The sequence below is a fragment of the Mesorhizobium sp. GW821-FHT07A06 genome (genome assembly GCF_059419085.1).
This window is the reverse complement of record NZ_JBWKRC010000007.1, coordinates 287,226-312,159: the sequence shown is the minus strand read 5'-3', so window position 1 is coordinate 312,159 and position 24,934 is coordinate 287,226. Positions and strand designations below refer to the sequence as shown.

The 24,934-nt window shown below is 63.4% G+C and carries 21 protein-coding genes; 13 read left to right on the top strand and 8 right to left on the bottom strand.

From position 1 onward, the window contains the following. Positions 1 to 102: 102 nt before the first annotated feature. Together AC07SZ_RS23400 and AC07SZ_RS23395 are read left to right on the top strand one after the other, a co-directional pair. The gene (locus tag AC07SZ_RS23400; RefSeq protein WP_056577406.1) at positions 103 to 885 is read left to right on the top strand and encodes a UDP-2,3-diacylglucosamine diphosphatase; all 783 of its coding nucleotides are present in this window, start codon (positions 103 to 105) and stop codon (positions 883 to 885) included. Positions 886 to 1,012: 127 nt separating this feature from the next. Continuing rightward, positions 1,013 to 2,227, top strand: coding sequence for an MFS transporter (locus tag AC07SZ_RS23395; protein WP_056576666.1), 1,215 nt, complete (start codon positions 1,013 to 1,015; stop codon positions 2,225 to 2,227). On the opposite strand, the gene dgcA is transcribed toward AC07SZ_RS23395, so the two are convergent. Then, a complete protein-coding gene (dgcA, locus tag AC07SZ_RS23390) occupies positions 2,198 to 3,181 on the bottom strand; it encodes an N-acetyl-D-Glu racemase DgcA (RefSeq protein ID WP_494916049.1) in 984 nt (327 codons plus the stop codon). The two genes, AC07SZ_RS23395 and dgcA, sit on opposite strands and share 30 nt — an antisense overlap. Positions 3,182 to 3,258: 77 nt before the next feature. On the opposite strand from dgcA, the gene AC07SZ_RS23385 reads away from it, so the two are divergent. The 4 genes from AC07SZ_RS23385 (at position 3,259) to AC07SZ_RS23370 (ending at position 7,331) form a co-directional block, all read left to right on the top strand. Further along, on the top strand, positions 3,259 to 4,446 hold the full coding sequence (locus tag AC07SZ_RS23385; RefSeq protein WP_056576672.1) for an ABC transporter permease: 1,188 nt from the start codon (positions 3,259 to 3,261) through the stop codon (positions 4,444 to 4,446). A gap of 3 nt (positions 4,447 to 4,449) precedes the next feature. Continuing rightward, positions 4,450 to 5,259 (top strand): ABC transporter ATP-binding protein, encoded by an 810-nt coding sequence (locus AC07SZ_RS23380; protein ID WP_056576674.1) that lies wholly within the window; start codon positions 4,450 to 4,452, stop codon positions 5,257 to 5,259. Between the two features lie 14 nt (positions 5,260 to 5,273). Then, positions 5,274 to 6,647 (top strand): MlaD family protein, encoded by a 1,374-nt coding sequence (locus AC07SZ_RS23375; RefSeq protein ID WP_056576676.1) that lies wholly within the window; start codon positions 5,274 to 5,276, stop codon positions 6,645 to 6,647. An 87-nt stretch (positions 6,648 to 6,734) separates the two neighbouring features. Beyond that, positions 6,735 to 7,331 carry an ABC-type transport auxiliary lipoprotein family protein gene (locus tag AC07SZ_RS23370; RefSeq protein ID WP_172373654.1) on the top strand — a complete coding sequence of 199 codons (597 nt, stop codon included), beginning with the start codon at positions 6,735 to 6,737 and terminating at the stop codon, positions 7,329 to 7,331. A gap of 35 nt (positions 7,332 to 7,366) precedes the next feature. On the opposite strand, the gene AC07SZ_RS23365 is transcribed toward AC07SZ_RS23370, so the two are convergent. Both AC07SZ_RS23365 and AC07SZ_RS23360 read right to left on the bottom strand, forming a co-directional pair. Next, a complete protein-coding gene (locus AC07SZ_RS23365; RefSeq protein ID WP_494916046.1) occupies positions 7,367 to 7,981 on the bottom strand; it encodes a 3'-5' exonuclease in 615 nt (204 codons plus the stop codon). A 184-nt stretch (positions 7,982 to 8,165) separates the two neighbouring features. Next, positions 8,166 to 14,681 carry a kinesin gene (locus AC07SZ_RS23360; protein WP_494916044.1) on the bottom strand — a complete coding sequence of 2,172 codons (6,516 nt, stop codon included), beginning with the start codon at positions 14,679 to 14,681 and terminating at the stop codon, positions 8,166 to 8,168. Positions 14,682 to 14,956: 275 nt separating this feature from the next. Here AC07SZ_RS23360 and AC07SZ_RS23355 point away from each other — a divergent pair, with 275 nt between their 5' ends. From AC07SZ_RS23355 to AC07SZ_RS23345, 3 genes are all read left to right on the top strand, one after another. Beyond that, complete coding sequence (locus AC07SZ_RS23355) at positions 14,957 to 15,325, top strand: Hpt domain-containing protein (RefSeq protein ID WP_056576692.1); 369 nt, start codon at positions 14,957 to 14,959, stop codon at positions 15,323 to 15,325. Between the two features lie 99 nt (positions 15,326 to 15,424). Next, positions 15,425 to 15,745: a 2Fe-2S iron-sulfur cluster-binding protein gene (locus tag AC07SZ_RS23350; RefSeq protein WP_056576695.1), complete on the top strand. Its 321-nt coding sequence runs from the start codon at positions 15,425 to 15,427 to the stop codon at positions 15,743 to 15,745. Between the two features lie 80 nt (positions 15,746 to 15,825). Then, positions 15,826 to 16,863: an NAD(P)/FAD-dependent oxidoreductase gene (locus tag AC07SZ_RS23345; protein WP_056576698.1), complete on the top strand. Its 1,038-nt coding sequence runs from the start codon at positions 15,826 to 15,828 to the stop codon at positions 16,861 to 16,863. Between the two features lie 102 nt (positions 16,864 to 16,965). On the opposite strand, the gene AC07SZ_RS23340 is transcribed toward AC07SZ_RS23345, so the two are convergent. Both AC07SZ_RS23340 and AC07SZ_RS23335 read right to left on the bottom strand, forming a co-directional pair. After that, the gene (locus AC07SZ_RS23340; protein ID WP_494916043.1) at positions 16,966 to 18,441 is read right to left on the bottom strand and encodes an MDR family MFS transporter; all 1,476 of its coding nucleotides are present in this window, start codon (positions 18,439 to 18,441) and stop codon (positions 16,966 to 16,968) included. A gap of 231 nt (positions 18,442 to 18,672) precedes the next feature. Beyond that, positions 18,673 to 19,296: a DUF922 domain-containing Zn-dependent protease gene (locus tag AC07SZ_RS23335; RefSeq protein WP_494916096.1), complete on the bottom strand. Its 624-nt coding sequence runs from the start codon at positions 19,294 to 19,296 to the stop codon at positions 18,673 to 18,675. A gap of 99 nt (positions 19,297 to 19,395) precedes the next feature. Here AC07SZ_RS23335 and folP point away from each other — a divergent pair, with 99 nt between their 5' ends. From folP to folK, 3 genes are all read left to right on the top strand, one after another. Next, positions 19,396 to 20,280 (top strand): dihydropteroate synthase, encoded by an 885-nt coding sequence (gene folP, locus AC07SZ_RS23330; RefSeq protein WP_056576706.1) that lies wholly within the window; start codon positions 19,396 to 19,398, stop codon positions 20,278 to 20,280. A 71-nt stretch (positions 20,281 to 20,351) separates the two neighbouring features. Beyond that, positions 20,352 to 20,711, top strand: a complete 360-nt coding sequence (gene folB, locus AC07SZ_RS23325; RefSeq protein ID WP_056576709.1) for a dihydroneopterin aldolase — start codon at positions 20,352 to 20,354, stop codon at positions 20,709 to 20,711. Continuing rightward, entirely contained in the window at positions 20,695 to 21,207 is a 513-nt protein-coding gene (gene folK, locus AC07SZ_RS23320; RefSeq protein WP_494916041.1) for a 2-amino-4-hydroxy-6-hydroxymethyldihydropteridine diphosphokinase, read from the top strand. Before folB ends, folK begins: the two co-directional genes overlap by 17 nt. A gap of 69 nt (positions 21,208 to 21,276) precedes the next feature. Here the strand turns inward: folK and AC07SZ_RS23315 are convergent, their stop codons facing one another. Together AC07SZ_RS23315 and AC07SZ_RS23310 are read right to left on the bottom strand one after the other, a co-directional pair. Beyond that, a complete protein-coding gene (locus tag AC07SZ_RS23315; RefSeq protein WP_494916040.1) occupies positions 21,277 to 21,822 on the bottom strand; it encodes a DUF924 family protein in 546 nt (181 codons plus the stop codon). A 14-nt stretch (positions 21,823 to 21,836) separates the two neighbouring features. After that, a complete protein-coding gene (locus AC07SZ_RS23310; RefSeq protein WP_056576718.1) occupies positions 21,837 to 23,672 on the bottom strand; it encodes a monovalent cation:proton antiporter-2 (CPA2) family protein in 1,836 nt (611 codons plus the stop codon). A gap of 343 nt (positions 23,673 to 24,015) precedes the next feature. On the opposite strand from AC07SZ_RS23310, the gene AC07SZ_RS23305 reads away from it, so the two are divergent. After that, complete coding sequence (locus AC07SZ_RS23305; RefSeq protein ID WP_019858327.1) at positions 24,016 to 24,282, top strand: hypothetical protein; 267 nt, start codon at positions 24,016 to 24,018, stop codon at positions 24,280 to 24,282. 85 nt (positions 24,283 to 24,367) lie between these two features. On the opposite strand, the gene AC07SZ_RS23300 is transcribed toward AC07SZ_RS23305, so the two are convergent. Beyond that, a complete protein-coding gene (locus AC07SZ_RS23300) occupies positions 24,368 to 24,919 on the bottom strand; it encodes a hypothetical protein (RefSeq protein ID WP_056576721.1) in 552 nt (183 codons plus the stop codon). Positions 24,920 to 24,934: the final 15 nt, after the last annotated feature.

The following is a 24,934-nucleotide window of genomic DNA, read 5'->3' as shown; positions in this document are numbered from 1 at the left end:
ATCGCAACCGTCATACGGTTGTTGCATGAATCGAGGCATAGGCTGCTCGAAAGCAAGGGTGAAATCGCGATGTCAGGCCAAGAGCCCCGCACTTTCCGCAGCATGTTCATTTCCGACGTCCATCTCGGCTCGAAGGCGGCCAAGGCCGAGTTCCTGATCGATTTCCTTCGATACCATGACGCCGACATCATCTATCTGGTTGGCGATATCGTCGATGGCTGGCGGCTGCGGCGGAGCTGGCACTGGCCGCAAAGCCACAATGACGTCGTGCAGAAATTGCTGCGCAAGGCGCGCAAGGGCGCCAGCATCACCTATATAGCCGGCAATCACGACGAGTTCGCCCGCCAATTCCAGGGCGTGCATTTCGGCGGCATCGTCGTCGCCGACCGCGCGATCCATGAAACAGCCGACGGCAAGCGCCTTCTTGTCATCCATGGCGATCAGTTCGACACTGTCGTTCACAATCAGCGCTGGCTCGCCTATCTCGGCGATCATGCCTATGACGCGGCGATGATCGTCAACCGCGTGGTGACGCGCTTGCGCCAATTGCTCGGCCTGCCTTACTGGTCGTTCTCATCCTGGGCCAAGGTCAAGGTCAAGAAAGCGGTCAATTTCATCGGCTCGTTCCAGACCGTGCTGACCGAGGAAGCCCGCCGCTCGCATGTCGACGGCGTAATCTGCGGCCATATCCATCATGCCGCGATCGAGAATTTCGACGATGTGCGCTACATCAACACCGGCGACTGGGTGGAAAGCTGCACGGCCGTGGTCGAGCACTTCGACGGCCGGATGGAAATCCTGACCTGGGCGCAAATCCTGCCGGAAGCGCCGGACGAGCCCTTCATCCCCATGCTCATCGAGGATCGGGTGGGGCAGGCGGCCTGAGCCGAATTCTCGCCGATTTTCGGGCCAATCGATTAGTCCAGCCGGTTTCCCCGGGTTTTCCGCCATGTTAAGGGATCGATCTGCGTTGCTGGCCGGCCGGCCAAGTGCGGCGTAATTGGATCGATTCATGTCCCTGCCGCCGCTTTCGCCAGAACAGCTCGTCAAGCCGCGCCATTTCGAACTGCGCATGAGCCTCATTTTCGGCACGCTGTTCATATCGCTCGGTACCCATCTGCCCTATTTCCCGCTCTGGCTGCAGGCCAAGGGCTTTCACGCCGAGCAGATCGCCGTCATCCTGGCGGCGCCCATGTTCCTGCGCGTGGTGACGACGCCGCTGCTGACGACGCTCGCCGACCGGGCGCGGGACCGCGCCGATGTTTATGTCGCGCTGGTGGCAGCCTCCCTGCTGCTCTCGGCGGGTTATTTCCTGACACCGACCTACGCCATGGTGCTGGCGGTGTCGCTTGCCCTGACCATTGTCTGGACGCCGCATTCGCCGATCGCCGATTCGCTGGCGCTTTCGGGCGTGCGCCGCTTCGGTTCGAACTACGCAAGCATGCGCAAATGGGGCTCGATCTGCTATCTCTGCGCCAATGTCGCTGGCGGCTTCATCTTGGCGGCCACCGGTCCGCAAGCCGTTCCGGTGATCATTTTCCTTGCCCTTGGCGCGGCACTCGTCGCAGGGCTGCTGGCGCCGCGCATGGGGCGGCCGCGCAAGGCCTCGCCGCTGTCGGCCGCGGAAATCCAGCACGCGGCGCCGAGCCTGTTCAATGCCTATTTCCTCTTTTTCACCTTTGGCGTCGGCATCATCACCGCCAGCCACGCCTTCCTTTACGGCTTCGTTTCCATCTACTGGAAATCGATCGGCATAAGCGATTCCGTCGTCGGCCTGCTGTGGGCTTGGGGCGTGGTGTCCGAAGTCTGCATGTTTTTGTTTTTCAATCGCATTTTCGCCTCCATATCCGTCGTCAGGGTGATGGTGATCGCCGGCATCGGGTCGATCGTGCGCTGGATCATCTTCCCACTGGTATGGCCGTTCGGCCTCGGCGTCGCCGGCTTCTTCGCCGTGCAGTCACTGCATTCGGTGTCCGTCGCGATGGTGCTGATCGGCCTGCAGAAGATGATCGCCGAGACCGTCTCCGAGGAGCGCACGGGCGCCGCGCAAGGCATCGCCTATTTCTTCAACGGCTTCTTCATGGCCGCCGTCACGCTTGCGTCCGGTCCGCTTTATGATCGTCTCGGCGTCGATGGTTTCCTGGTGATGATCCCGATCGCGATCATTGGCCTCGTGCTTATCGGGCTTGCCGCGCGCTCAGCCCCACAGCGCCCGGTTCGGGGGTGAGACGAGCGAACCCTGGTAGACGAGACCCGGCACACGGTCGCGCGCGAGCAGCAGCGGACCATCGAGGTCAACGAAATCGGCGTTCTGGGCGAGCAGGACCGCCGGCGCCATGGCAAGCGATGTGCCGACCATGCAGCCGACCATGATGCCAAAACCCAGCTCGCGGGCGCGGTCACGCAGCACGAGCGCCGCCGTCAGCCCGCCGGACTTGTCGAGCTTGATGTTGACGGCGTCGTAGAGGCCGACAAGCGCTTCCAAATTATTCGCCTCATGCACGCTTTCATCGGCGCAGATCGGCACCGGATGCGCGATGTGGCGCAGGATTTCATCCCGGCCGGCGGGCAGGGGCTGTTCGATGAGCGCAATGCCCTGCTCTGCGGCAAAGGCGAGGTTCGCGACGATGTTGTCGTCGGTCCAGCCTTCATTCGCATCAAGGATGATTCGGCTCCCGGGTGCCGCCTGTCTCACTGCCTCGATCCGGGCGATGTCGTTGTCGCCGCCGATCTTGACCTTCAGCAGCGGCCGCCCGGCGTTGGCACGGGCCTGTGCCGCCATCGCCTCGGGTTCGCCGAGCGATAGCGTGTAGGCAGTTTCCAATGGACGCGGCGGAGCTGGCCAGATTGCGTGTGCAACCGGGCTGTCACCCATCTTGGCCTCAAGGTCCCAGAGGGCGCAGTCGACCGCGTTGCGGGCGGCTCCCGCCGGCATTGCGTCGAGCAGGGCGGTCCGGTCGATGCCACCGGCTATCCGCTCGCGCATCGCCTCTATCGCGGCGTGCACGCCGTCCATGGTTTCACCATAGCGCTTGTAGGGAACGCATTCGCCGCGACCGCTATGACCGTCCTGGCTGATCGTGCATGTGATGACCTCGGCCTCGGTCTTGGAGCCGCGCGAAATGGTGAAGGTTCCGGCGATCGGAAAGCGCTCCGCCTCGACCGAAATGACACGCGCCATATTTTTCTGCTCCAGCTGTGCCAGAAGGGTTGTCGGCAAATCGACAAGGTCGGACCCATCAGGCTAAACAGGACGCCATGTTGACCATCGGCAAGCGCGACGCAAGCGGCACGACCGCCTCGGAGGCTGACCACCAACCGCGTGTGGCGGTCGGCGAGGAGGGTGGCGTTCTCGGTTGCGCGTTCTCCGGAATCTGGACGACACGAACGGTAGCGTCAATCGACGCCGACATGCGCAAGATCGAGAAACGAAACGGTTTCAAGACTTTGGCGCTCGATCTTTCGAAAATCGAGAAGATCGATACCGCCGGCGCCTGGCTGATCGACCGCCTGGTCAGTGTCTTCGAGAAGAAGAACGTCGAGGTCCGGCTGCAAGGCCAGAGCGAGATCGCTTCCATCCTGCTCGACGCGGTCGGCGAGGCTGTTCGGCGCGAGCCCGAATCCGGGCCGGCGCGGCCGCCCAACATCGTCATCCGGGCGCTTGAGGCGGTTGGCCGGCGCGTCTACGAGATGCGCGACGATTTCTTTGCTTCGATGAATATTCTTGGCGCCACCATCCGCGGCGCGCAGATGAAGCTTGGCCGCGGCCACGCCGTCAACCCGGCTGCGATCTTCAACCAGATCGACCGCATGGGCGTCGGCGCCATCCCGGTGGTGGTGCTGATGTCGGCGATCGTCGGCGCGATCGTTGCCCAGCAAGGCGCCTACCAGCTCAGCTATTTCGGCGCTGACATCTTCGTCGTCGACCTCGTCGGCGTGCTCATCCTGCGCGAACTCGGCGTGCTGATGACGGCAATCATGATCGCCGGCCGCTCCGGCAGCGCGATCACCGCAGAGATCGGCTCGATGAAGATGCGCGAGGAGGTCGACGCGCTGAAGGTAATCGGTCTCAACCCGATCGGCGTCCTGGTCTTTCCGCGTCTGGTTGCGCTGGTGATTGCGTTGCCGTGCCTGACGATCATCGCCAATTTTGCGGCACTCGGCGGCGGCATCGTCGCGGCCTGGCTCTACTCCGATATCCCCCCCGCCGCATTCATCGACCGGCTGCGTGTCGCCATCGATCTCAGCACGATTTTCGCCGGCCTGATCAAGGCGCCGTTCATGGCCATGATCATCGGCACAATCGCCTCGGTCGAAGGCATGAAGGTCGGCGGCAGTGCCGAATCGCTCGGCCAGCACGTGACCGCGTCGGTGGTGAAGTCGATCTTCGTCGTCATCATCCTCGATGGCCTTTTCGCCATGTTCTACGCAGCGATCGAGTTCTGAGAGATGGCGAAGGGCAATGGCATCGAGGTCGAGGAAGCGGACGACAGTGAAATCGTCTTGTCGGTGCGCGACGTCACCGTTGCCATCGAGGACAAGCTGATCCTCGACAAGCTTTCGCTCGACATCAAGCGCGGCGAGATCCTGGGGTTCGTCGGTGCTTCGGGCGCCGGCAAGTCCGTCCTGTTGCGAACCATTCTCGGCTTGATGCCCAAGCAGTCGGGAACGATCAAGCTGTTTGGCGTCGATGTCGACAAGGCAAGCGATATCGAGCGCCTGCGCATCGACATGCGTCTTGGCGTGCTGTTCCAGCATGGCGCGCTGTTTTCGGCATTGACCGTGCAGGAGAACGTGCAGGTGCCGATGCGCGAATATCTAGACCTGCCAAGAAAGCTGATGGACGAACTGGCGCTGCTCAAGATCGAGCTGGTCGGGCTGCCGCCGGACGCGGCGCAGAAATTTCCCTCCGAACTCTCCGGCGGCATGATCAAGCGCGCGGCACTTGCGCGCGCCTTGGCGCTCGATCCGGACATCGTCTTTCTCGACGAGCCGACGTCCGGCCTCGATCCGATCAGTGCCGCCGAATTCGACGAACTCGTCGTCAAGCTGCGCGACACCATGGACCTGACCGTCTATATGGTCACGCACGACCTCGACACGCTGTTTACCGCTTGCGACCACGTGGCGGTGCTCGGCAAGAAGAAAGTATTGGTCGAAGGCACTATCGACGACATGCTGAAGAGCGAGGAACCGTGGGTAAAATCCTATTTCCGCGGAAAACGCGCCCGCCAACTTGATCTTGCCGCACGTGCATAGCCATAAGTGAAGCAATGGAAACCAGAGCCAACTACGTCATTGTCGGCATTTTCACGCTGGTTGCGATCCTGGCGGCGTTCGCCTTCGTCTACTGGACGGCGGCGATCGGTGACAGGGGCGAGACGACGCTGTTGCGCGTGCGCATTCCAGGTTCGGCCTCCGGCCTCGGCCGCGGCAGCTTCGTGTTGTTCAACGGCGTCAAGGTCGGTGACGTCAAGCGCGTCTATATCGACGTGGACAACCCGACCGTCGCCATCGCCGACACCGAGATCGACCGGCTGACGCCGATCACCAAGTCGACGCAGGCCGATATCGGCCTTGCCGGCCTCACCGGGCAGGCCAACATCGAGCTCAAGGGCGCCGATCCCAAGGAAGTGAAACTCCTCGATCAGGCCGAAAAGGAAGGCAAGGTCGCCGAGATCGTCGCCAATCCGTCCGCCGTGACCAATCTGCTGCAGACGGCGCAGAACATCTTCACCCGCGCCGACAAGGTGCTGACCGAACTCGAGGGCTTCACCAAGGATGTTCGCGGGCCGCTGACGCAGACTGTCCAGAACGTGCAGACGTTCTCCGATGCGCTGGCCAAGAATTCCGACGGCATCGACAAGTTCCTGTCCAGCGTCAGCGCGCTGTCCGACGAACTCAAGGGCGTGTCCGGCAAGCTCGACGGCACGCTGAAGGCGGCGGAAGGCCTGCTCAATGCCGTCGACAGGGACAAGATCAAGAGCATCGTCGCCAATGTCGATACGGTGACCGCGAACCTCAAACAGACATCGCAGCAGCTCGACGGTGTGATCAAGAATGTCGACACGGCGGTCGGATCCGTCAATGATTTCGCCAAGCAGACGCAGGGAACGCTGGCCAAGGTCGACGGCGTGCTGGACGGTGTCGATCCGGCGCAGGTGCGTGCGGCCCTGGCCAACATCCAGAAGGCCAGCGAAAACGCCAACAAGGCCGCCGCCGACATTGCCGTGGTGACCGACAAGTTCGCCAACCGCGCCGACGATATCGACCAGACGATCAAGGACGCCAAGCAACTGGCACAGCGGCTCAACGATGCCTCGGTGCGCGTCGACGGCATCCTTGCCAGGGTCGACACCTTGCTTGGATCGGGGCAGGCCGACGGCGTAATGGCCGACGCCAGGGATACGCTGAAGTCGTTCAAGCAGGTTGCCGATACGCTGAATGCGCGGCTGGGCGTCATTACCGACAATCTGGCGCGCTTCTCGGGCCAGGGCCTGTCGAATGTCGAGGCGCTGGTGCAGGACAGCCGCCGATCGATCACGCGCATCGAGGAAGCGGTCACGGATCTCAGCCGCAATCCGCAGCGCATTCTTTCGGGTGGCGACGGCGAGGTTCGGCAATTCGATGGCAGGGCACGGCGTTGACTTCGACGTCTGCTCGCCTCAGAAACAGTCATTGCGGGTGCAGGTTATTTTGAGGTCGATACATAACGGGGACAGCAGGGGTCGCGCGTGAAGTCGATTGTGTCCAGATCGGGCCTGGCATTGCTTGCCTTGGTCCTCGCCAGCTGCGCGGCGTTGCCCGGTGGCGGACCCGCGCCGCTCGACACGTTTGAGTTGTCGGCGCCTTCGGTCGACGCGCATGGCCACAGCCGCAAGCAAATCCTGATCGCCCAGCCCTCGGCACTCAAGGCGCTGGACAGCCAGAACATCGTCATCAAGCCCTCCGACCGCTCGATCCAGTATCTGAAGGGCGCGCAATGGGCCGACCGCCTGCCGCTGATCGTGCAGGCGCGGCTCGCCGAGACATTCCAACGCTCGGGCAGCTTTGCCGGTGTTGGCAAGCCGGGCGAGGGCCTGGCGATCGATTATCAGATCATCGTAGAAATCCGATCCTTCGAGGTGCGCGTCGACGGTGGCGAGCACGCCGAAGTCGACCTGTTCGTGCGCATCCTCAACGACCGCAACGGCGAAGTGCGCGCGTCCAAGAGCTTCACCGCGACCGCACCGGTTTCGGGCAGTGGCAATTCCGCCTATGTCAGTGGGCTGGACGCCGCGTTTGGCGATGCCGCCAAGCAGATCGTCCGCTGGACCGATTCGGTGATCTGAGCGCCCGGCGCGCCGGATAGACCGACGCCTGCATGTTACAGGCGGTCGAAGACGTCCGGCCGCAGTTTTCCGGTCTTCATCAGGTGCTGCAAGGCGTAGGTTACCGACAGCGCATCGTCGAGCGCGTCGTGACCCTGTAACGGCGGGTGTTCGACACCATAATAATCCGCAAGCTTGTTGCTCGGCGTCCTTGCCAGATCCTCGATCGGCATCCCGGCCGCGATCAGCAGCTTCACGGCATTGTCAAACCGGGTGGCCGGGATGGAAGGCTGAATGCCTGCGACAAAGCAGCTGATGGCGATCATGTTCAGTTCGTCCTTACCCCAGGACCAGAATCGCGCGCCACCGGAAAAACGATCGATATCGGCAAGGGCTTCTCCCAGCGCGACCCCCTCGGTCTCGATGTTTTCCTCGGTGATGCCGGTCAGTTTGGTGAAGAACGGGTGGAGCGCATATCTCCGGCCAAACCGGTCGATCGGTCTGATATAGGCCTTGTGTGTACCGAGCAGCGGAAAATCGTCTTCGAGCCCAAGCCTGACGGCGCCGATCTGCGCGATGACCGGGTCGGGATCGTGGGCAGCACACCAGAATCTGCGTTGCGAACCCTCAAGGCAGAGAAACTCGCAGTCGAATATGATTGCCGTCTTCACGGTCGGCCCCTTTTTATCGAGGATCAGGGCAGCGGATTTCGCCCGTGTTCTTCGCGCCGTCGGAAACCGGACTTTGCGCCGCGAGCGTATCGAACGCATGCGTCGGCCCGCAGCTGCGAGACGGTTTCAGCGACGGAGCTTTGAGGCGGTTACAGGCGGGGCGGGGCCCGCCTGCAATTCCGGCTCAGTGCAAGCGGCCGCTGGCATGGGCCAGCATGGTGTAGACCTTGCCGGTGTCCGACGTCAGATAGGTCTGCGCCATGATGTTGTCGCGGTCGTTGCGCGAGACATCCTTCAGCAGTTTCTCGAAGTCGTCGCAGTAGCGGTCGACCGCGGCGCGGAACTCGGCCTCTCCCTGATATTTGCGGCGGATCTCGTCGAACGTCTGCTGACCCTTCAGCGTGTAGAGCCGGCGCGTGAACACGTCCCGCTCGCCGCGCCGATAGCGGTTCCACAGCTCGATCGAAGCGTCGTGGTCGATGGCCCGTGCAATGTCGACAGAGAGAGAGTTCAGCGATTCCACCACATGCAGTGGCGAGCGCTGCGCAGGTGCCGCGCGCGGCGCTTCCGCGGGCGCCGAGGGTGGAGCCGCCGGCCTGAGATCCGCGTCGTTCGACGCCGCGGTCAGGAGGTCACGAACCCAGCCGCCCTGCGGCGTGCGGGTGTTGGCGTCGGGACGTTGCTGACGCGGTGCCGCCTCAGCCGGACGCTCGAGGTCGAGCGTGCCGCGCAGTGCGGCGCCGCCCAGCGGCGCCTGAGGCGTGCGAAGCTCGGGCTGCTGCGGCGCCGGCGCGCGACGCGGCTCGGCAGCGCGGGTGGCCGGCGCTTGCGGCGCCGGACGCAAGGTGCGCGGCTCCGAGGTGTCGCCGCCGCGGCCAGACTTCGCAACGATGTCGGAAAGCTCCTTCAAGGCGTTGATCTGCTCTGAAACGGCGCGGCGGATGGCGGAGGTCGATTCCTTTGCCTCTTCCGGCATCTCGATGACGCCTTTCTTGAGCTCGGCGCGGGTGAGGTCGAGTTCGCTCTTGATCGAGCCCGCGGTGCGCCGCATCTCCTCGGTCGCATCGGCGAAGCGCTTGGTGGCCGAATCCACGACATCGGTGATGGCGTTGCGGATCTTGTCGGCCGATTCCAGCGTCTTGCCTTCGGCGTTCTGCAGCGTCTGGCCGACGAGGTTTTCGAACGAGCGCATGACCCTTTCGAGATCTTCCGACTTCTTGACCAGGCCGACGGCGAGATCCTCGAGCGACGACTGCCTTTCCAGCGTGTGCTCGAGGTTGCTCTGGGCAGAGCTCAAGAGGTCCGAGGCACTGGCCAGCAGACGGCTGTGTTCATCGAATTTGGTGGCGATCGAGGCCACTTCGCGCAAGGTCGACGACGACAGTTCCGTCAGCCTTGTGGTGTTCGAATCGACCAGGCGCGCCGAGCTGGCGAAGGTCTGTGCCGCCTTTTCCGTGGTCGCCGCGAAGCTCTGTGTGCTGCCGGTCAGGCGTTCGTCGACCTGGCCGAGGTTAACCGCCGCCTGCTCGATCAGCTGACCGAGCTGCGAGCTGGAGTTGGTCATGCGGCCGATAAGATCGGCAACGCTGTCTGACAGCGACGAGCGAGCGCCTTCGACCGCCGACAAGGTCTCGGCGGTGCGGCTGGCGAGCGCGTTGACAAGGGCGGCATTTTCGCTGCGCAGCTTCTCGGTCGCGCGTTCGGTGACCTCTTCCATGCTCTTCTGCAGTTCCGAGCCACCCTGGGCGAAGCGCTCGACCAACGGCCGGGCGGTTTCGTCGAGGATCCTCGACATTTCGGCGGAGCGGGCCGCGAGCATGGTGTTGAGTTCGCGGGTGTTGGCGCCGATCGTCTTGGCGGCGTCGTTGGTGCTCTGGCCGATATGCTGGCCAACCGCGGTGAAGGTCTCGGCGATCACATTGGCGCGCGAAACGAGTTGCGCCTCGGCGGTCGAAACCTGTTCGTTGAGCCTCTGCCCCATCGTCTCGGCGGTGAAGGCGAGCCGGTTCTCGACGCTCGCGATCTGTTCCTCGACTCGAGCGGCCGCGGCCGCCGCGCTCGATGCAAGACGCTCGTCGGCGCCGGCAAGCGCCTGCTCGATTTCGCGGGCATGCACGGCCAGTTCCTGGCCTGTCTGGCGGGCACGGTCGGCGACCCTCTGCTCGGTGTTGGCGAAAGCACCGACGATGGTCTGCGCATGTTCGCCGATCGTCGACGAGCTGTCGGCGATACGCGAGACCAGGCGCTGGTCTGCCTCATCGAAGATGCGGCCGATTTCCGACGCACGGCTGGACAGGGCGTCCGAGCCTTCCGCGATGCGCGAGACCAGTTGCTGGTCGGCGGCATCGAAGATGCGGCCGAGGTCCGAAGCGCGGGCGGCCAGCGCCTCGGCCGATTCGCCGATGCGCATGCCGAGCCGCTGGTCGGCGCTTTCGAAGTTGCGCAGGATGTCGCCGGCGCGGGCGGCCAGCGACTGTGCCGTCTCGACGGCGCGGGCAACCAGTTTCTGGTCGGCCGCGTCGAACGTGCCGGCGATCTCGCTTGCACGGGCCGCCAGATGATCCGCGGTGTCCTGTGCCCGGGCGGCCAACTGGTCGGTGGTTGCCTGGGCGCGAGCGGCGAGCTTCTGGTCCGCCAGGTCGAAGGTGCCGGCGATCTCGCCGGCGCGTGCAGCCAACTGATCGGCGGTTTCATGGGCACGCGCCAGCAGCGTGCTGGAGGTGTCGTCCGCACGGGCAAGCAGTGCGTTGGACGTATCTTCCGCACGGGCGTGGAGGCGACGATCGGCTTCCTCGAAGGTGCGGGCGATGTCCTCGGCCCGCGCCAAAAGGGCGGCTGATGTCTGCTCAGCGCGCTCGGCGATCTTGCGGTCGGCGTCACTGAAGGCAGCACCGGCCTGCTCATGCAGCGTGCTGGTGACTTCCAGGACCTTTTCGCGCAATGCGCCGGCGACGAAGACCGCACTCTTCTCAAGCACGTTGCGGACGTTGTCGACGCCTGTCGAAAGCGCACGCTCCATGGTTCCGGCGCGTTCCTCGATTACGCCGGTCTGACGGCTGAACGCCTGCTCGATCTTGTCGACATCGGCGGCGATCGCGGCCGAAATGTCGGTGCTCCGGGCCGCGATCTGGTCGATATGGCCCGACAGCGAGCGGTCGACGTCCTTGCGGGTCTGGGCGAGCTTGCCGAGATCGTCTTCCAGCGCGCGGCTCAACATGTCGCGGCCTTCGGCCAGCTTGCCGACATGGCCGGCGATGATGTTATCGATCTCACCGCGGCTTTCGGTCAGCTTCTGCAGGTCGGCCTCCAGGACCCGCGAAAGCTGCCCGCGATCCTCCGCCAGCTTTTCCGACTGGCTGGATATGACACCCTTGATGGTGTTGAGGTCCGATTCCAGCGCGCGCTTGAGAATGTCGCGGCCTTCGGCCAGCTTCTCAACCTGGCCGGCGACCAGGCCATCGATGCTGGAGCGGCTTTCGGCCAGCTTGGCGAGATCAGCTTCAAGGGCGCGCTTGAGAATGTCGCGGCCTTCGGCCAGCTTCTCAACCTGGCCGGCGACCAGCCCGTCGATGCTGGAGCGGCTTTCGGCCAGCTTGGCAAGATCGTCCTCGAGCGCTCTCGACAGGGTGGAGCGCTCCTGGACAAGCCTGTCGGCGTGGCCAGCGACCAGGCCGCTGACGCTGTCGAGATCGGCCTCCAGCGCCTTCGACAGGGTCGAGCGCTCCTGGACCAGACGCTCGGCATGGCTGTTGACGAGGCTGTTGACGCTTTCGAGGTCGACTTCCAGCGCCTTCGACAGGGTTGAGCGATCCTGGACAAGCCGCTCGGAATGGCTGTTGACGAGGCTGTTGACGCTTTCGAGATCGGCTTCGAGCGCCTTGGCGAACTGGGCGCGGTCGTCGACCAGTTTCTGCGACTGGTCGGCAACGGTGTTCTTGATCGTGTTGAGGTCGGCCTCGAGCGCGCGTTTGAGAATGTCGCGGCCTTCGGCCAGTTTCTCCACCTGGCCTGCGACCAGACCATCGATGCTGGAGCGGCTGTCGGCAAGCTTGGCGAGGTCGTCCTCGAGGGCCTTCGACAAGGTCGAACGATCCTGAACCAGCCTGTTCATGTGGTCGGCGATGACACTGTTCACATTCTGCAGGTCGGCCTCCAGGACCCGCGAAAGCTGCCCGCGATCCTCCGCCAGCTTTTCCGACTGGCTGGATATGACACCCTTGATGGTGTTGAGGTCCGATTCCAGCGCGCGCTTGAGAATGTCGCGGCCTTCGGCCAGCTTCTCAACCTGGCCGGCGACCAAGCCGTCGATGCTCGAGCGGCTTTCGGCCAGCTTGGCAAGGTCGGCTTCGAGCGTTTGCGAGAGCAGGCTGCGATCGTTGGCAAGCCTTCCGGAATGATCGTCAAGCAGGCCCCTGATGCCCGAGAGGTCGTTTTCGAGCGAACGACCGAGCTGGGTGCGGTCTTCCACCATCTTTGCCGAATGGGTCTCGATCAGGTTCTTGATTCCGAGAATGTCGTTTTCCAGCGCCTTGGCGAGCACCGCACGGCCTTCGGCGATCTTCTCGACCTGGCCGGCGACCAGCCCGTCAATGCTGGCGCGGCTGTCAGACAGCTTGCCGAGATCTGCTTCCAGGGCGCGCGAGAGGATGTTGCGGCCTTCAGCCAGTTTTCCAACATGCCCGGCGACCATTTCATCAATGATCGTACGGGCTTGAACGAGTTTCCCGGAGTCTTCGTTGAGGGCCAGTGAAAGCCGGTTGCGGCCTTCTTCCAGCCTCTCGAGGTGGCTACCGAGCGATGCATCGATGGCGGCGCGCGATTCGTTGACCTTGCGCAGGTCCTCCTCGAGGGCGCGTGCGATGAGGGCGCGGCCTTCGGCCAGCTTCTGCACCTGGTTGGTCACGGCGGCATCGATGCCGGCGCGGCCCTCGGCGAATTTCGCGAGATCCGCCTCCATGGCGGCCGCCATGCGTTCGCGGCTTTCGGAAAGCTTGCGGCTGTGGTTTTCGACGGCTTCCTCGATGCCGACGCGAGCGTCGGCGAGTCGTTGGATGTCGCTGTCGAAGGAGCGCGAGACGACGTGGCGCGCCGCTTCCATGCGCCCGGCGAAGTCGCTGGCGCGTGCCTCCAGCATGCTCGATGTCGAGGTGACGATGTCGGCCATGTCTGCGCCGATCTGGGTCTTGCCCTGATCGATCATCGCGCTCAGCGTATCCCTGCTCTCGGCGAAAGTGTGGGCGATTTCGCGGGCGCGCTCGACCAGTGTCTCGTTGATCTGACGGGCTCGCGCCTCGAGCGCGGCATTGAGCTTCTGCGTGCCCGTGTCCAGTGCTTCGGCGCGGGTCTGGAATTCGCTGATCAGCGCCTGGCCGCGTTCGGCCAGCGTGCGCTCGATGCCGTTGAGGCTGGCTTCGAACTCCGAATTGAGGGTGCGCGCGGCGCCGCCAAGCAGCGACACCATGCCGGTGGTGCGATCGTCGAGCAGATCGGTCAGCGACCGGGTCAGGCCGTCCGTCGTGTCCGTCAGTTTGGCAATGCGCGTGTCGAGCAGGCTGGCGAAGGCCTCGCCGGAGGTCGTAAGCCTGTCGGTGATGCTGTCGAGCCGGCCTTCCACCGAATCGAAAATCGACATCGAGCTTTCATTGATGCGGTCGATCAGCGTGTCGCCGGAATTGGTGATCGTCATCGACAGCTTGGTCGAGGCGTTGAGGATCGAGTCGCGGATGATGTCGCTGGCAGCGCCGATTTCATCCCTGAGCGTCTCATGCGCACCCGAAATAGAGGCGCGGACCCGCTCGGCATGGGTGACGACCGCCTCGCGCTCGCTGCCGAGCCCGTCCACCAGCGAACGGATGCGGGTTTCGTTTTCCGAATAGGAGCGCTCGATCTGGTTGACTTCGCTGTGGACCAGCGTTTCCAGTTCAACGGCGCGGGCAAGCGTGCGTTCGATGCCTTCGCCCATGGCCGCCACTTCGCGGCGAACAGCCTGGCCGATCATCATCACGCGATCCTGCGCCATGTTTTCCGGCTCGGTCAGGCGGAAGGCGACTTCCGTCATCGACTGTGCGGCAATGCGCATGTCCTGGGCGCGGCGAATCATGGCCGCGAAGGCCCAGAACAGGATGATCGGCACGATCGCCGCGACGGCGAGGCCAATCAGTTCGGGGCGGGCAAGGAACTGGTCGAGCGTGCCGATACGCCAGATGCTCGGTCCGAACAGCAGGTTGGCGAGCGCACCGGCACCCGCGATCCAGGCAAGCGAGACAAACGCGATGATCCAGTAGACGGTGTTGGAAGCCCGCCTGTTGAGGCTGTGCAGGAGGGTCTTGTAATCCTTCTGACGATCGTCGTTGGCCGGCGCAAAGCCCGCGGGCTGCGTGCCATTGCCATTGCGTGTCTCCACGGGGCGCAGTTCAGCGGGCTTGGCCTTTGGCGCGGGCTTCGCGGCCTGATTGGTCGCGGGGGGCTGGCTGGCCACGGGCGCCTGAGGGGCGGCGGGGGCCGGATTCTGGTTGCGTCCTTCGCGAGCCAGCTCGTCGGCGGCCTGGGATATCTGCGCTTCCAGATCTTCCATCGAAGCCGCGATATCGAGATCGCCGCTACCGATGTCGCCGCTGAGGTCGAGATCGAGCGCTTTTTCCAGTTCCCTGGCTACGTCGTTGTCGAGAGTTCTCGTGTTCGTCGTTGGTTTCTTCGCCATGCCTTCGCTACCCTGTACTAGCTGCCGCGGGCTTATATGATTGTGTTTGTCTTACCCCCGCGCAGGAGGCTGAAAATGGACCCCTCGTATCGTAATGACACAGGGGGGTAAAGAAAACATGCATTCCTCGGGATACGTAAAACTTTAAATATAAGGTTAACGGAAGCGTGATTTGGGCGCCGTTTTCGCAACATTTTTCCGGGCCATTCATTAACCCGTTGTCCATTGGATTCGCCTAGTTTTTCAGGCGGCCGAAGAAAACGGAGTTCGAGTTCATGCGTGGCGAAAGCGGCATTGCCTTCTCAATGCCCGGGGGCGACGTATCGGGAACCAGGCAGTCCCGACCGGTCGATTTGGCACACCTTGCCCGGCAGACGATGGGCGATCGCGCTCTTGAGCAGGAGGTGCTGGCGCTGTTTGTACAGCAGGCGCTGTCCGTGCGCGACAAAATAGTCGACGCCGATCTCAAGGACCGGCTTTTGCTGGCTCACGGGTTGAAGGGCTCGGCTCGCGGCGTCGGCGCCTTCGCCATTGCCGATTGCGCTACCGAGATCGAGCGGCGGCCGGAAGACAGCCAGACGCTCAAGCGGCTCGGCACGCTGATCGACGAAGTGCGCGATTTCATCGCCGCGATCAATCGCTGACCCGGTTTGTGGAAAAACGTCACCGAGCGCCGCTTTCGCGCGGCAGTTGACTTGTTTGCCGGAGTGATTATCTCGGCTGAAACTCCCTTCAGGTGACAAATGACCAAACTGACCTTCATCGCCCATGACGGCACACATTTTGACGTGGATGCCGATAACGGCTCGACGGTGATGGAAAACGCCATCCGCAACGCCGTACCCGGGATCGAGGCCGAGTGTGGTGGCGCCTGCGCCTGCGCCACCTGCCATGTCTATGTCGACGAGGCATGGACGGCGGAGGTCGGCGAGCCCGAGGCGATGGAGGAGGATATGCTGGACTTCGCCTATGACGTCCAGCCGAATTCGCGGCTGTCCTGCCAGATCAAGGTGCGCGACGCGCTCGACGGTCTGGTGGTGCGGGTGCCTGAACGGCAGGGCTGAAGCCGATTTTTCCAGCTGCCGCTTGGCAGCGGGGCGGTGGTCATGCAGTCTCACGCCAATCCAGCAGCGAGGCATAGCGCATGACCGGGATCATCAGCACAGACGTCCTCATTGTCGGAGCGGGGCCCGTCGGGCTGTTTGCCGTGTTCGAGCTCGGCCTGTTCGACATGAAATGCCACCTGATCGACATTCTCGACAAGCCAGGGGGCCAATGCGCTGAGCTTTATCCGGAAAAGCCGATCTACGACATCCCCGGCTGGCCTTCGATCTCGGCGCAAGGGCTGGTCGACAAGCTGCTCGAGCAGATCCATCCGTTCAAGCCTGACTTCACCTACAATCGCATGGTCTCCAGCCTGGAGAAGCTGGAGGACGGCAGCTTTCGCGTGACCACGGACGAGGACGAGGTGTTCGAGGCCAAGGTGGTGGTCATCGCCGCTGGCGGCGGCTCGTTCCAGCCGAAGCGCCCGCCGATTCCCGGCATCGAGCCCTATGAGGGCAAGAGCGTCTTCTATTCGGTGCGCCGGATGGAGGATTTTCGCGGTCACGACCTCGTCATCGTCGGTGGCGGCGATTCGGCGCTGGACTGGACACTGAACCTGCAGCCCGTGGCGAAAAGCGTGACGCTGGTCCATCGGCGCCCTGAATTCCGCGCCGCGCCCGACAGCGTCAACAAGATGTACGCCATGCAGGAGATGAAGCAGCTGGAATTCAGGGTCGGCCAGGTGACTGGCCTGGCCGGCGCCGACGGCCAACTGTCGTCGGCCACCATCAAGGGCGGTCCGGACGGCGATATCGAAGTGCCATGCACGCGCATGCTGCCCTTCTTCGGCTTGACCATGAAGCTTGGCCCGATCGCGGAATGGGGGCTCAATCTCCACGAGAACCTGATTCCGGTCGACACCGAGAAGTTCCAGACATCGGTGCCCGGCATTTTCGCGGTCGGCGACATCAACTGGTATCCGGGCAAGCTGAAGCTGATCCTGTCGGGCTTCCATGAAGTGGCGCTGATGGCGCAGGCCGCCAAGCGCATCATCAGTCCCGGCGAACGCATCGTGTTCCAGTACACGACCTCGTCCACGAGCCTGCAGAAGAAGCTCGGCGTGGTGGACGCTTCCTAGGGCGTTTCACTGTTTCGCGGAAACGAGAAAGACGCCCTATCTCCTTGATTTAACGCAATTCGCAAGGGAAGGCGTGTCGCACTTTCGTGGAATTGCTCCAGTCTAGTCCGCCAGTACAGGGGCTTCGGGCCGGCCGCGCAGCGGCTTTTCCGGCATCAGGCTGAGCGTCAGAAGCGCCAGTATCAGCATCACCACGGCGGCTGCGAAGATCACCCAGAAAGCCGAAGTCCCAGCCACGGCTCCGCCCGCCTGGGCGCCTTCGCCAGCCAGCGGCAGGCCGTTACCCAGCGCGACGGCACCTAGGATCGCCACGCCGAGCGCGCTGCCCAGCGAGCGCAGGAACGTCATCACGCCGGTGGCGACGCCGAGATGCTTGGGGTCGACCGCGTTCTGGACCGACACCGTGGCGACCGGAAAGGTGGTGCCGCTGCCAATGCCGATGCATGTCGTCAGGATCTCGACGACCAGCAGCGAGGCCTGCCCGGCCACAAGCGTGAGGATGGCGAGACACACGGCGGCGAAGGCCAACCCGATCATGGCGATCCGCTTGTAGTGGACGAAGCGTGGGATGGTGCGCCCGCTGAATGTCGCGCCGGCAACCGTGCCCAGCATCAGCCCCAGCAGGGCGGTGCCGGATTCGCTTGCAGACAAGCCGATGACCGATTGCAGGTAGACCGGCAGATAGACCGACAGCCCGATATTGGAGGCCTGCAGGAGGAACAGGGAAAGCGTGCCGCCGAGAACGATCGGGTTGGAGAGCACTTCGAGCGAGATCAGCGGCTCGGAAGCGCGCAACAGCCGCAGCGCGAACGCGCACCAGATGATGGCCGAGCTCGCCACCAGCCCGAGGATTTCGCGCGACAGCCACGGATACTCGCTGCCGCCCCAGTTCAACGCAAGAAGCAGCAGGGCGGTGGCCGCGATCAGAAGCAGGGCGCCAAGTCCGTCGATGCGATGCCGCTTTGCCGCGACCGGCAGCTTCCTCAGCGGCTTGTTGATGATGGCCATCGCGGCGATGCCCAGGGGGATGTTGATCCAGAAGATCAGCGACCAGTGCAGGTGTTCGGCGAAGGTGCCGCCCAACAGTGGCCCGGCGATGCTGGCGACCGCCCAGGTGCCCGAAATCCAGGCCGCGTACCGTGCCCGCTCTCTGGGCGGCACAAGGTCTCCGATCACGGTCTGCGCCAGGGCGAACAGGCCGCCGCCGCCGGCGCCCTGGATGGCGCGCCCGACCACCAGCACGAACATGTTGGGAGCCATCGCGCTGACAAGCGATCCCAGAAGAAAGATCAGGATCGCGGCATAGACCGTTGGGCGACGGCCATGGACGTCCGAGATCTTGCCGTAGAGCGGCGCCATGGCGGTCGCGGTCAGCAGGTAGCCGGTGACGATCCAGGGCAGATATTGCGCATGGCCAAGCGCATGCCCGATGGTCGGCATTGCCGGCGCGACGATGGTCTGGTCGAGCGCCGCCAGCAGCATCGACAGAAGCACGCCGCCGATGATGGCGTTCTTTTCGGCCTCGGTCAGCGGTGTTGCGGCAGCCGCGATGGTCTGCTTTTCGACAGCCTGGTCCATAGTCTTTTGTCCATGTGCTCGCGCGCTGTCCGGATCACCGATTGGGCTTGTCTGGTGGGTGCGCCGCGCGATCGGCCGTGATGCCCGTGCTTGGAGGGTTGTGCCCTGCCAACCCGTGATATGTCGTTCCGTATAGGCCGATTTCGACTGCCGTTCGAAAATTTTTCGAAGCTGGCATTACGCTTCGGCCCGATTGGCCTGCGTCGGTGCCACTCGGTGCGCCCGCGAAATTCAGGCCGGCGGCAACTGGCCATTCTGGATGCGCTCGATGCGATAGCGCATGAGCCGCAGGATACGGCTTTCGAAATTGACGCTTTCGACGCGGTCGAACTGCACCTGGGCGCGGTCGTGCCTGGCGAGGACGGCGGCGGTGACCTCGGCCGCCTTGGCCTTGGCCGCATCGCAATCCTTCCGGGGATAGGTCGCCTTCAACGCGTCTTCCAGCTCGCGGGCATGATTCTTGGCGATCTCGACATGGCGTTCTTCGTGGCGCTTGATGTCGGCAGCCAGCGTATCCCAGAACAGCTTGACATCGGCATCTGCGTTGCGCGGGCGGCGCCATTCCGGAAGGATTACCTTGACCTTGAGGGTCACGACCGCGTCGGCGATCCGGCAGGAGCCAGCCTGCCGGGCGTAGCTGATACGGGTGGTGAAGGCCATCTGGGTGGCGCCGGGATGGCGCGAGCCCGTGCTTTTGACCTGCGGCCCGTGTTTGGAGAGCTGCTTCTCGATATCCTCGAGCGTGCTGCCGCCAATGGAAAAATAGCTGTATGTTTTCACCACATTTGCCGCGCCCGCCGGGATGGCGGTTGTCACAGCAAGCAGCAGCGCGCAGAGCAGGGTTCGTTTCATCATATTGCCTCTTCGACCACCTTGCTTTACGGCCGTTGCCAACGCAACGGAATTGATCCTTTGCGGATCACACATCATTGATGAACCCATGGTTGATGAGCAATGACGGCGGGGCGATGGCAGCTGGCCCATGGGCGCCATCTCGACCTTGACAGCAAGGCCGTGGTCGTCGGGATCCTCAACGTCACTCCCGACAGCTTTTCCGACGGTGGCCTGTTTGATGCTCCCGAGGCGGCACTGGCCCGGGCACGCCGCATGGTCGACGAAGGGGCCAGGATCATCGATGTTGGTGGAGAATCGACCCGGCCGGGCGCTGCCGCGATATCGGCCAGCGAGGAACAGGCGCGTGTCCTGCCGGTGATCGAGGCGCTGGCACGTTCCGGCGAGGTGCTGATTTCGGTCGACACCTATCGTGCCGAGACCGCTCGGCTTGCGGTGGCTGCCGGCGCGCATGTCGTCAACGATGTCTGGGGTTTGCAGCGCGAGCCCGACATTGCGCGGGTCGCCGCCGAAACCGGCGCCGGGCTCATCATCATGCACACGGGCCGGGATCGCGAAAAGCTGCCCGACGTGATCGCCGATCAATTCGCCTTCCTGGAGAAATCGCTCGAAATCGCCCGTCGGAACGGCGTTGCGGACGAGCGCATCGTGCTTGACCCCGGCTTCGGCTTCGCCAAGGAGACGGCCGAGGAAAATCTCGACCTGATGGCGCGCTTTGCCGAGCTTCATGCTCTTGGCTTTCCGTTGATGGCCGGCACCTCGCGAAAACGCTTCATCGGCACCGTCACCGGCCGCGATGCGGCCGACCGTGCCGCCGGGACGGCGGCGACCAGCGTCATTCTCAGGCTCAGGGGCGCACATCTGTTTCGCGTCCATGATGTCGCAATCAACGTGGACGCGCTGGCCGTGGCGGATGCTATGCTGGCGCGTGAAACCGCCGCATCGGCCCGAAAATCGGAATCGATTTTCGGAAAGCACGATGCGTAGATTCAAAAGTGTTAGAGCGTATTTTGTTCGTCCAAGTAGACGCACGTCGCTCTAGATCGGGACGCTGAGCCATGTATGTCATCCGCTTGAAGAATTGCGCCTTCTTTGCCCGGCATGGCGTGCTCGACGAGGAGGAGGCGCTCGGCCAGCGTTTTTATGTCGACGCGGTGCTGTCGGTCGAACCCGGCCGCGCGCTTGTCGACGATGCCATCGGGGAAACCGTCAACTATGGCATTGCCTTCACGGTGATCGAGAAGATCATCACCGGCGAGCGGCGCTTCCTGATCGAGGCCCTGGCAATGGAAGTGGCCAAGGCGCTGACGGAGCGGTTTCCCCAGATCAAGAGAGCCGAAATCACCGTGCGCAAGCCGAACGCGCCGGTGCCTGGCGTGCTCGATTATGTCGAGGTGACCGTTGTCTGGCCGGAGTAACACCGTCTACCTCAGCCTCGGCGGCAATCTGGGCGACCCGGCTGCCTCGATGGCAGCGGCGTTGCGTATTCTCGATGCCGATGCGGACACGCGCGTCGCCGCTGTTTCCTCGCTCTACCGCACGCCGCCCTGGGGCAAGCTCGATCAGCCGGATTTCCTAAACGCCGCCGCCGAACTGTCGACCCGGCTCTCGCCGCGGGCGCTGCTCGATCTCTGCCTCGATGCCGAGCGAAAGCTGAAGCGGGTGCGTGAGGAGCGCTGGGGGCCGCGCCTGATCGATATCGACATCTTGGTGTTCGGCGACCGCATCATCCACGAGACGGGCCTGGAAGTGCCACATCCGCGCATGCTGGAACGCGCCTTCGTGCTGGCCCCGCTGGCCGAGATCGCTCCGGATCTTGCCGTAGGCGGGCGAAGCGTGTCGGAGCGCTTGGGCGCCGTGGACGCCGCCGGCATCGAGCGATTGCCGTCTGGTCGTGACTGGTGGCTGGCCTGAAGCAATTTCAGGAAAATGTGAGACGGCTGTCCCCTGGGGATTGCGTCGAAACAAGGAGATGGACGGGCGTCAGCCTGAGAAACCGCCTGCGTCCAGGAATGCCTTTTCCTCCGCCGTGGTTTCGCGGCCAAGCAAGCTGTTACGGTGCGGAAAGCGGCCGAAGCGCTGGATGATGTCGCGGTGCTCCAGCGCGTATTTCAGGTTGAACTCGGCCCTGGCGGTGTGCAGTTCGACCGAAATGTCCTGGTCGGCAAGGTTTTCAGCATGTTCGAACGGCAAGTACAGGAACACGCGGACTTCAGGGTCCAGCGCCAGATCATGCCCGGCGGCGACCGCCTTCCGGGCAAAATGCTTGGCCAGCGAGTCGGTGGCGTACATGTGGCCGGTACCGCGAAAACAATTGCGCGGAAACTGGTCGAGCAGGATCATCAGCGCCAGAGAGCCTTCGGCGTGTTCTGCCCAGTCGTCGCATTCGCGCCGCGCGGCGGCGTAGTGCAGATCAAGAAAGCGGTCGCGGAAACCGGCATCGAAGGCATCGTTCTTCTCGAACCATGCATCCTCGCCGGCGTCACGCCAGAATTTGGTGACCGACAGGGCCCCGCTGTCCAATTCCATGCATGCTTCCCTGTTCAATCGGCGGTTTCGGATTTGTGCAGAACGCCGGCCGTCTCTTCATTGAGTGCCTGACCGGCGCGGCGCGGCGTGGAGAGCGGCGTCGGAATCGGCGTGCCGATATTGCCCCGCAAGAAGCGTTGTCCGGCGCGAATGCCTTCGGCGAGCTGGGTTTCGAAGCGGTCGTTGTCGCGGCGCCTGACGTCTTCGATCGTTTCAGCCACGTCTTCGGGATCAACACCAAGCGATTCCAGGGCCGAGCCACCGAAAACCAGGGCCGATTCGAAGGTCTCACGCAGCTGATAGTCGACGCCGGCACGAATGAGCTGCAGCGCGGTGCCGCGGTCGAAAGCCCGGGCCAGCACCGTGAGCAGCGGAAATTCGGCCTTGATCAGCTCGGCAATGCGAACAGCCGCATCGGCCTTGTCGACGCAGATCATCACCGCGCGTGCCCGGCCTGCGCCAGCCGCATGCAGGATATCCAGCCGCGTGCCGTCGCCATAATAGACCTTGAAGCCGAAGTCGGCCGCCGCCTGGATCATCTCGACGTCATTGTCGATGATCGAGACGTCTATGCCGCGCAACAGCAGCGGCTGGCTGGCGATCTGGCCGAAGCGGCCGAAGCCGATGATCAGCACGCTGCCAGTCAGGCCGTCGGCGATATCGACCCCGTCGAGCGATTGCTCGTCGCGCGGGGTGACATACCGCAAGGCGATGATCGCCAGCGGCGTCAGCACCATGGAGATGATGACGATCGCCGTCAGGGTCGCGTTGGCCTGGCCGTCGATGATGCCAACGGCAGCGGCGGCTGAGTAGAGGACGAAAGCGAATTCACCACCTTGCGCCATGAAGACGGCGCGTTCGAGCGCTTCGCGATGGCCGGTTTTGAGGATGCGGGCGACGATGTAGATGCCAAGCGCCTTCATCACCATGTAGGCGACGACGTAGACGGCAATCAGCTTCCAGTTCGCGGCCACGACATGAAGGTCGAGCGACATGCCGACGGCAAGGAAGAACAGGCCGAGCAGGATGCCGCGGAACGGTTCGATGTCGGCCTCGAGCTGATGGCGGAAGGTCGATTCGGACAGAAGAACGCCGGCCAGGAACGCTCCCATCGCCATCGACAGGCCGCTGAGCTGCATGGCGAGTGCCGATCCGAGCACGACCAGAAGGGCCGCCGCCGTCATCACCTCGCGAGCACGGGCGTCCGCCAGGATGCGGAAGAAGGGGTTGAGCAGATAGCGTCCGGCCAGCACCAGTCCGACGATCGCCGCAAGGCCGATGCCGACCTCGGTCAGTCTTTCCGACAGGCTGGTGTCGGCGCCGCCGGGCGCAAGGAACGCGATCAGGGCCAGCAGCGGCACGATGGCCAGATCTTCCAGCAGCAGGATGGAGACGATGCGCTGGCCTTTCGGCGAGGCGATTTCCCCGCGTTCCTCCAGAAGCTGCATGACGATCGCCGTCGAGGTCAGCACGAAACCGGCTCCGGCCACGAAGGATTGCGCGATCGAAAAACCTCCGGCCATTCCCACGCCGGTCAAAAGGACCGCGCAGATCCCGACCTGGAGCGCGCCGAGGCCGAAGATTTCGCGCCGCAGGCCCCATAGCCGTGACGGCTGCATTTCCAGTCCGATGATGAACAGGAACATCACGACGCCGAGTTCGGCGACGTGGAGGATGGCGCCCGATTCGGAAAAGACGCCGATGCCGAACGGGCCGATCACCACGCCGGCTGCCAGATAGCCAAGGATCGAGCCGAGGCCCATGCGCTTGAAGATCGGGACGGCGACGACCCCCGCGGCAAGCAGCGCCACCACCTGAATGAGATCGCTGCCTGATGTTTCTACCGCCATTCCCACCGTTCCGTTTGTTCAAGGACCGCGGCCGATGCGGTCAAAACCCTGGCGGCGCGCGGATCGAAGGATGCGCTGGGACGCCGTAGCACTTTGATTTTGCGCATGATCCGATCCGAAAATCGATTCCGATTTTCAGGTCTCGCGCCTGGCCGGAAAGATAGGGGTTCCGGTGCGGATCGAACAGCCTGAATCCGGCCCGGACGATATTGCAGGCGCGTTACACAAGTTGAGGCCGAGGCCGAGTTGCATCTTGCCACAATCGAGGGTTAGAGCACGCTCGGCTTCGGCCATTGGAGGGTGAGCGACGATCAAGTCGCGCCCTTTTGAGGAGATGACTGACATGAAGAAGTTTTTGCTTGTTGCCGTCGGCCTGGCGGTGCTTGCCGGTTCGGCCTGTTCGAAGGCACCGGAATGCACGGCCGAGATTGCCACCAAGAAGGCGCAGGACATGGCTGCCGCACTGCAGGAAGCGATCACCAAGGACCCGTCCAAGGCAGCTGACCTGACCGCCAAGGTCCAGGCGGTGACAACCAAGTACCAGGGCACCACGACACTTGCCGACGCCTGCAAGGCCTATGACGAGGTGACGGCAGCGATCAAGGGCTGACGCCCGGTTCGACTGTTTCAAAGGAGGCGGTGGCGATGGGCCGCCGCCTCTTTGTTTTTGAGGTGTATTACGGCGCGATGCGCGCTCAGTTAGGTGCGATGGAGCCGACTTCGACGGCATCGACGCGCTTCAGGCTCATGCCGATGACCGGCACCAGCTGGTCCTGGACACGCACGGCAACCGTCACGGTCATCGAATTGTCGTCGGGGATGCGAGCCTGCATGACGCCGCGCAACTGATTACGGTTGATGGTGAAGACCACCTTGCGGGCATCGACAACATTGCCGCCGATGATATCGAGGCCTGCACCGGCCGAGCCGCCCATGAAGGAGCCCTTGTAGTCGCGGCCCTTGCGCTCGATCTTGGCCGACATTGGCTGGGTGAACACGCCGACCCGGCAGCCGCCATCCAGCGTCATGCCCATCTTGCCGTCGGGCGTGGAGCCGGTGAAGCTGCAGTTGAATTTCGTGCCCTTGTACTTGCCGGCGATGATTTCGCCCGGACCGACCCATTTGCCTTCGGCCGACTGAAAGAACTGCTTGTCCGGCTCCGCGGCGGAAGCCCCCGAGGCGACACCGACGACTGCTGTGATCGCGACGGCCAGGGGCAAGATGCTGGACAGAATTACGCTTTTCATCGACGACACCCGGCA

Excerpts from the sequence above, each read along its gene's own strand:
- AC07SZ_RS23385 (WP_056576672.1), top strand. The coding sequence starts at position 3,259 with ATGTTGACCATCGGCAAGCGCGACGCAAGCGGCACGACCGCCTCGGAG.
- AC07SZ_RS23380 (WP_056576674.1), top strand. The coding sequence starts at position 4,450 with ATGGCGAAGGGCAATGGCATCGAGGTCGAGGAAGCGGACGACAGTGAA.
- folP (WP_056576706.1), top strand. The coding sequence starts at position 19,396 with ATGACGGCGGGGCGATGGCAGCTGGCCCATGGGCGCCATCTCGACCTT.
- AC07SZ_RS23375 (WP_056576676.1), top strand. The coding sequence starts at position 5,274 with ATGGAAACCAGAGCCAACTACGTCATTGTCGGCATTTTCACGCTGGTT.
- AC07SZ_RS23305 (WP_019858327.1), top strand. The coding sequence starts at position 24,016 with ATGAAGAAGTTTTTGCTTGTTGCCGTCGGCCTGGCGGTGCTTGCCGGT.
- AC07SZ_RS23345 (WP_056576698.1), top strand. The coding sequence starts at position 15,826 with ATGACCGGGATCATCAGCACAGACGTCCTCATTGTCGGAGCGGGGCCC.
- dgcA (WP_494916049.1), bottom strand. The coding sequence starts at position 3,181 with ATGGCGCGTGTCATTTCGGTCGAGGCGGAGCGCTTTCCGATCGCCGGA.
- AC07SZ_RS23335 (WP_494916096.1), bottom strand. The coding sequence starts at position 19,296 with ATGATGAAACGAACCCTGCTCTGCGCGCTGCTGCTTGCTGTGACAACC.
- AC07SZ_RS23315 (WP_494916040.1), bottom strand. The coding sequence starts at position 21,822 with ATGGAATTGGACAGCGGGGCCCTGTCGGTCACCAAATTCTGGCGTGAC.
- AC07SZ_RS23340 (WP_494916043.1), bottom strand. The coding sequence starts at position 18,441 with ATGGACCAGGCTGTCGAAAAGCAGACCATCGCGGCTGCCGCAACACCG.
- AC07SZ_RS23355 (WP_056576692.1), top strand. The coding sequence starts at position 14,957 with ATGCGTGGCGAAAGCGGCATTGCCTTCTCAATGCCCGGGGGCGACGTA.
- AC07SZ_RS23395 (WP_056576666.1), top strand. The coding sequence starts at position 1,013 with ATGTCCCTGCCGCCGCTTTCGCCAGAACAGCTCGTCAAGCCGCGCCAT.
- AC07SZ_RS23360 (WP_494916044.1), bottom strand. The coding sequence starts at position 14,681 with ATGGCGAAGAAACCAACGACGAACACGAGAACTCTCGACAACGACGTA.
- AC07SZ_RS23400 (WP_056577406.1), top strand. The coding sequence starts at position 103 with ATGTTCATTTCCGACGTCCATCTCGGCTCGAAGGCGGCCAAGGCCGAG.
- folB (WP_056576709.1), top strand. The coding sequence starts at position 20,352 with ATGTATGTCATCCGCTTGAAGAATTGCGCCTTCTTTGCCCGGCATGGC.
- AC07SZ_RS23300 (WP_056576721.1), bottom strand. The coding sequence starts at position 24,919 with ATGAAAAGCGTAATTCTGTCCAGCATCTTGCCCCTGGCCGTCGCGATC.
- AC07SZ_RS23310 (WP_056576718.1), bottom strand. The coding sequence starts at position 23,672 with ATGGCGGTAGAAACATCAGGCAGCGATCTCATTCAGGTGGTGGCGCTG.
- AC07SZ_RS23350 (WP_056576695.1), top strand. The coding sequence starts at position 15,425 with ATGACCAAACTGACCTTCATCGCCCATGACGGCACACATTTTGACGTG.